General features: G+C 66.9%; 1 protein-coding gene and 1 pseudogene. Both read left to right on the plus strand.

What is annotated here, in order from left to right; translation table 11 throughout:
• Window positions 1-298 (plus strand): electron transfer flavoprotein subunit beta/FixA family protein (locus IEX32_RS20410; protein WP_444543976.1); only part of this gene is annotated, 298 nt, incomplete at its 5' end.
• A gap of 1 nt (window position 299) precedes the next feature.
• Window positions 300-857 (plus strand): annotated as a pseudogene (locus tag IEX32_RS20415) (electron transfer flavoprotein subunit alpha/FixB family protein); the annotation flags it as partial.

The raw sequence follows: 857 nt of genomic DNA on the forward strand, positions 1-857 counted from the left end.
CGATCATGTTGCCGTCACGCGCGAGGTCGATGGCGGTCTCGAGACGGTGAAGCTGGCCATGCCCGCGATCGTCACCACCGACCTGCGCCTCAACGAGCCGCGCTACGCGTCGCTGCCCAACATCATGAAGGCCAAGAAGAAGCCGCTCGATACCAAATCGCCCGCCGATTACGGCGTCGAGATCGCGCCGCGCCTCAAGACCCTCAAGGTCTCCGAGCCGCCGGTACGGCAAGCCGGCATCAAGGTGCCCGACGTCGACACGCTCGTCGCCAAGCTCAAGGAAATGGGAGTCGCCTGAGATGAAAACGCTCGTCTGGGTCGAACACGACAACGCCTCGCTCANTGCGGGCTGCCGCGCGGTGGCCGAGGCCGCCGCGCAGATCGCCGGCGTCGCCAAGGTCCACCTGGCTGACAACGCCGCCTACGAGCACGGCCTTGCCGAGAACGTCGCGCCGCTGATCGCCGATCTGATGGCGAGCCATGATGCGTTCCTCGCGCCCGCCACCACCACCGGCAAGAACGTGGCCCCGCGCGTCGCCGCGCTGCTCGATGTCATGCAGATCTCGGACATCATCTCGGTGGAGGGCGAGAAGACCTTCACCCGCCCGATCTATGCCGGCAACGCCATCGCCACGGTCGAGAGCACCGATGCCAGGCTGGTCATCACCGTGCGCGGCACCGCCTTCGAGAAGGCGGCAGCCAGTGGCGGATCGGCGGAAATCGAGGATGTCGCGGGTCCGGGCGATGCGGGCCTGTCCAGCTTCGTGAGCGCCGAAGTCGCCAAGTCCGAACGTCCGGAACTGACCAGCGCCAAGATCATCGTCTCGGGCGGCCGCGCGCTCAAGGATTCGGCGACG

The sequence above is a fragment of the Novosphingobium endophyticum genome (genome assembly GCF_014640675.1).
In the GTDB taxonomy this organism is placed as follows: Bacteria; Pseudomonadota; Alphaproteobacteria; order Sphingomonadales; family Sphingomonadaceae; genus Novosphingobium; species Novosphingobium endophyticum.